Below are 4,913 nucleotides of genomic sequence, written 5' to 3' on the forward strand. Positions count from 1 at the left end.
GGCGGGAGCGGGGCGCAGCAGCCCCCGCTCCCGCCCCCCCGCGTCGTTTCACCGGGCAAACCCCCTCCACTCGCCCTTTAGTACCCACTGCCTCATCCGTCTCGTGCGGCGCTCGCCTATCGTGAGGGCGAGGGCCGCGTTCCTGCCGTGCGGTCGCGGAAGGAGACGGACACGATGCCCGCCGGGCCGGTCAGCGGAGTCATCCAGCGCAGCACCCTGCGTCAGCAGATCGCGGACGCGCTGCGCGACGAGGTGCTGGCCGGACGGCTGCCCGCGGGACGCCAGTTCACCGTCAAGGAGATCGCCGAGCAGTACGGGGTCTCCGCGACCCCCGTGCGCGAGGCGCTGCTCGACCTCTCGGCGCAGGGCCTCCTGGACGTGGAGCAGCACCGCGGTTTCTGCGTCCACACGTTCACGGCCGCCGATTACCGCGCCATGGTCGAGGCCCGCACGCTCGTCGTGGAGGGCGTGTTCCGTACGAGCGCGGAGGAGCTGGCCCGCAGCGTCACCTCCGACATGCTCGTCTCCCTCCGGCGCCGCGCCGAGGAGGCGGAACGGTCCGCCCGGTGCGGCGACTTGGACGTACTGATCGGCTACGACCTGCGGTTCTGGCGCGAGTTCGGCAATCTGGTGGGGAACCCCTACATCGCGGATTTCCTGGACCGGATGCGGATACAGGGCTGGGTGTTCGCCGTGCCGATGCTGCGCGACAAAGCCGACCTGCGCGTACATCTGTGGCAGGGACACCAGGAGTTGGCGGCGGCGGTCGTCCACCGCGACCTGGTCACCGCGCAGCGCCTGGTACGCGAGTACAACGCCCACTCCCTCGCCCTCGTCGAGAACCTCGCCTAGCACTACGCTGTCCCGACCATCGGCTTTGTCGATCGCCAGGCGTTCGATGGCCTGGTCTCCCGGAACCGAACGGAAGCGAGAACTTGTGGCGTGTGACCTGTGGCTGGTCCCCCTAGTCGACGTGCTGTGCCACAGCCCCGACAATCCCTTCTCCGAAGAGCTCGCCGCCTACGACAAAGCGCTGACCGATGCGGGACTGCCGCCCGTACCGATCTTCAACTACATGCCGGGCCTGTCGGGGGACGTCGCGCCGGTCGCCGGCTTCGACTACGACGCGCTGCACTTCCTGCGCCGCGCGTACCTCCTCCAGGTCTGCGGGCTCGCCGTGTCGCCGGTGGACGAACTGGGCAGCGACTACGAACAGTTGCTGGAGATGTTCGAGAGCACGGCCCAGGAATCACACCTGGTGTGGCACTACGACCACGCGGGCGCGTACGTCCCGGTGGACTTCCCGCACCCGCTCGCAAACGATGAACTGCTCGAGGGCGGCGGCCCCTTGGGCTCCTCGCACGGGCTGCTGCGGGAGCTCGAAGTGGTCGCGCCGGTCATCGGCATCGACCCGGCCAACCCGCCCGCCGCACCGACCCCGCCGGAAGGGCCCACGACGCTGGAGGAGCGGGCGGGGACGACGGGGGCCGACGACAGCCCGTTCGCACGTGAGCGCCATGTCTGGCTCGGGCTGCACGCGGCGGCGACCCGCAGCCTCGGCCAGGGCTCGATGATCGTCTTCAGCTGACCGAGTCACCCGCCGCTGACTGTGTCGCCCCGCCGCTGATCGGGCTCCCTCACCGCGGCGGCTCCGGCGGTCGCTGGCGGGGCATGTTCGGGCGGGTGCCCGGGGGGAGCACGATCCGGCCCGTGCGGTCCGGCGCGGCCTCCTGGCGCGGCGGCCCCCAGGGGGCCGGCGCCGTCTGGCCGGCCGTCGGCACCGGGCCCGTACGGAACTGCATCATCCAGTCGGCGGTCTCGGAGCGCACGAGCTCCGCGATGTCCTCGTGGAAGCGCCGCAGCACGGTCAGGCAGCGCTCGGCCGCCTCCGAGGCGGTGCCCTCCGTCGGGCCGAGCACCTCCCGGACGCTCTCCGACGCCCAGTCGAACTGCAACGCCTCCAGCCGCCGCTGCACGGCCTGCGCGGCGGCCACGTCCCGCATCCAGCCCGCCGTCACGCCGAAGAACCGGTCGCAGCCCATACAGACGGCGGCGAGCAGCAGCGCCAGATAGCCGTACTCGGCGCCGCCGTCCAGGACGCCGCTGACGCCGAGCAGGGGCAGCAGCGCCCCCGCCGATACCCCGGCGGCGGCGCCGGCCCGCAGTATCCGGGCGGTGCGCCGCTTGGCGACGCGGTCCGCGAGGTACCAGTCGATCACGTGCAGCGCGCCGGTCTCGGCCCATTGGTACAGCTCGTCCAGGCGCTCGGCCGGCTCCCCCCAGTCACCGAGCGGAAAGGCACGGCCGGCTAGATCACCGCGATCCCGCCCTTGTGCGTCCTCGCCTTCCGCCCGAGGAGGCCCCTCGGGCGGCCTCTCGGGCTGCATCTCCGGCTGGCTCACCCGTGCACTCCCTGTTGAAGATACGTGCGGTGCGCGCGAGGCGAATGAGATGGCCGTGGCGCGCGACACCCTTCCTACCGCCGAACGGCTGGCGTTGCCGCCAGAATCCAGCTATTTCCGCCCGGAAGTGGCGCGGGATCAGGTATAGGCCAGTTCCCGCCCTCACTCGAAAGAGTTGCTACACCCCATGGCCCCCACTTAGGTACACAGGCTGAGGACGTTTTCGCGACGCGTGGCCACCTGTACTCGCCGCCCGGACCAGCCTCCTCGGAGGCCCGGCCGCGCCCTCTACGGACGCGGCCGTCCCCCCGCCCCGTTCGTGCCTCCCTCCAAGGGGCGAGCGCGGCCCACTTCGTGCCTCCGCCCAAAGGGCGTCTAGGCTGCACCTGTGAAGGTCCTCGTCATCGGCGGCGGCGCCCGCGAACATGCCCTGTGCCGCTCTCTGTCCCTCGATTCCGACGTCACCGCGCTGCACTGCGCTCCCGGCAACGCCGGCATCGCCGAGGTGGCCGAGCTCCACCCGGTGGACGCCCTCGACGGCGCGGCCGTGGCCGAGCTGGCCGTGAGCCTGCGGGCGGAGCTGGTCGTCGTCGGCCCGGAGGCGCCGCTCGTGGCCGGTGTCGCCGACGCCGTGCGTGCCCGTGGCATCCCGGTCTTCGGCCCCTCGGCGGAGGCCGCGCAGCTGGAGGGCTCCAAGGCGTTCGCCAAGGACGTCATGGCGGCCGCCGGCGTGCCGACCGCGCGCAGCTACGTATGCACCACCCCCGCCGAGATCGACGAGGCCCTGGACGCGTTCGGCGCCCCGTACGTGGTCAAGGACGACGGCCTCGCGGCCGGCAAGGGCGTCGTCGTGACGGACGACGTCGAAACGGCCCGTGCACATGCCCTGGCCTGCGACCGCGTGGTGATCGAGGAGTTCCTCGACGGCCCCGAGGTCTCGCTCTTCGCGATCACCGACGGCGAGACCGTCGTGCCGCTCCAGCCCGCCCAGGACTTCAAGCGCGCCCTCGACGGCGACGCGGGCCCGAACACCGGCGGCATGGGTGCCTACAGCCCGCTGCCGTGGGCCGACCCGAAGCTGGTCGACGAGGTCCTGCAGTCCGTGCTGCAGCCGACCGTGGACGAGCTGCGGCGGCGCGGGACGCCGTTCTCCGGGCTGCTGTACGCGGGCCTGGCGATCACTTCGCGCGGCGTCCGCGTGATCGAGTTCAACGCGCGCTTCGGCGACCCGGAGACCCAGGTCGTACTCGCCCGCCTGAAGACCCCGCTCGCGGGCCTGCTGATGGCCTCGGCGACCGGCAACCTCGCCGCTCTCCCGCCGCTGCGCTGGAGCGACGGCGCGGCCGTCACGGTCGTCATCGCCTCGCACAACTACCCGGAAGCGCCGCGCACGGGCGACCCGATCACCGGCCTGGACGCGGTGGCCGAGCAGGACGCCCCGCACGCGTACGTCCTGCACGCCGGTACCCGCTACGACGCCGACGGCCGGGTGCTCAGCGCCGGTGGCCGGGTGCTGTCCGTCACCGCCTCCGGGTCCGACCTGGCCACCGCCAGGGACCGCGCGTACACCGCCGTCGGCCGGATCTCCCTGGAGGGGTCCCACCACCGGACGGACATCGCCGCCAAGGCCGCCGCCGACGCCAAGGCCGCTGAGCAGGCCGGCTGAGCGTCGCCCCGCCCCGGCCCGCCTCCTTCGAGAGGCCGGCCCCCTGTCTGAGGAACCGGTCGCTTCGTGTGGCCGGTTCCCTGCTTTACCCAAAGCCATTCCATCGAGTGACCAAACCGGTTAACGGCTGACGTGCGACGGTGCCCCAACTAGGGTTCCGCGCAAGCGTCCTGTGGTGCCCGTTCCGGTGGCCTTTCCGGTTCCCGGCCCGGCTGCCCGTGCGACGTCCGGCAAGTGGCTCACCGGCATTGCGATGTCAGTGGCTGGTGCCAGAGTGGTGGGGAGTGAGCAGCGCGCCGACGGTCGCGAGCGTCCGCGGGCACGTTGCCCGGTCTCTTCCTTCCCGTGTTCTCTCCGTCCCGTTCAAGCAGGACAGCAGGGGGTGTACAGGCTCGTGGCAGGTCCGGAGGCAGGCGAACAGGCAGCGCGCGCCCGGGCGCTCGCGGTGCTGCGGATCCGCGGCGCGGCGCTGGGCGCGGCCGTGCTGCCGGCCGCGCTGGCCGTGGTGCTCTTCGCCGGGGCAGCGACCGGTGGGCTCGGCTCCTGGGATTCGGGCGGCTGGGTCCTCGCGCGCTGGATCGTGGCGGGGTTCGCGGTGGTGGCGCTGCTGCTGGCGGCGCTGGTCGCCACCGTGGTCGCCCGGGCCAGGCCCGCGCTCAGTCCCACCGTCCCGGTCGCCGAGGAGTCCGCGCCCGATCTGTACCGACTGGTGCGCGACCTCGCCGACCGGCTGGACGTCCCCGCGCCCTCCGCGATAGCGCTCACGCCGGACTGCGACAGCTGGCTGGAGGACCGTACGCACCGCGCGCACGCCCCGCCCGGCGGCGCCCAGGCGTCCCGGCGCG

At 72.6% G+C, this 4,913-nt stretch carries 4 protein-coding genes and 1 pseudogene; 4 read left to right on the forward strand and 1 reads right to left on the reverse strand.

Features of this window, described 5'->3' with window-relative positions:
• Positions 1 to 174: 174 nt before the first annotated feature.
• Both ABT381_RS27705 and ABT381_RS27710 read left to right on the forward strand, forming a co-directional pair.
• Positions 175 to 852 carry a GntR family transcriptional regulator gene (locus ABT381_RS27705; protein WP_351599297.1) on the forward strand — a complete coding sequence of 226 codons (678 nt, stop codon included), beginning with the start codon at positions 175 to 177 and terminating at the stop codon, positions 850 to 852.
• Between the two features lie 85 nt (positions 853 to 937).
• Positions 938 to 1,588: a putative DNA-mimic protein gene (locus tag ABT381_RS27710; RefSeq protein WP_351599298.1), complete on the forward strand. Its 651-nt coding sequence runs from the start codon at positions 938 to 940 to the stop codon at positions 1,586 to 1,588.
• A 49-nt stretch (positions 1,589 to 1,637) separates the two neighbouring features.
• Here the strand turns inward: ABT381_RS27710 and ABT381_RS27715 are convergent, their stop codons facing one another.
• On the reverse strand, positions 1,638 to 2,402 hold the full coding sequence (locus ABT381_RS27715; protein WP_351599299.1) for an SLATT domain-containing protein: 765 nt from the start codon (positions 2,400 to 2,402) through the stop codon (positions 1,638 to 1,640).
• A gap of 388 nt (positions 2,403 to 2,790) precedes the next feature.
• Between ABT381_RS27715 and purD the strand changes: the two genes are divergently transcribed.
• On the forward strand, positions 2,791 to 4,068 hold the full coding sequence (purD, locus tag ABT381_RS27720; RefSeq protein WP_351599300.1) for a phosphoribosylamine--glycine ligase: 1,278 nt from the start codon (positions 2,791 to 2,793) through the stop codon (positions 4,066 to 4,068).
• Between the two features lie 394 nt (positions 4,069 to 4,462).
• Positions 4,463 to 4,913, forward strand: a pseudogene (locus ABT381_RS27725) (hypothetical protein); the annotation flags it as partial.

Source organism: Streptomyces sp. NPDC000151 (assembly GCF_040301705.1).
In the GTDB taxonomy this organism is placed as follows: Bacteria; Actinomycetota; Actinomycetes; order Streptomycetales; family Streptomycetaceae; genus Streptomyces.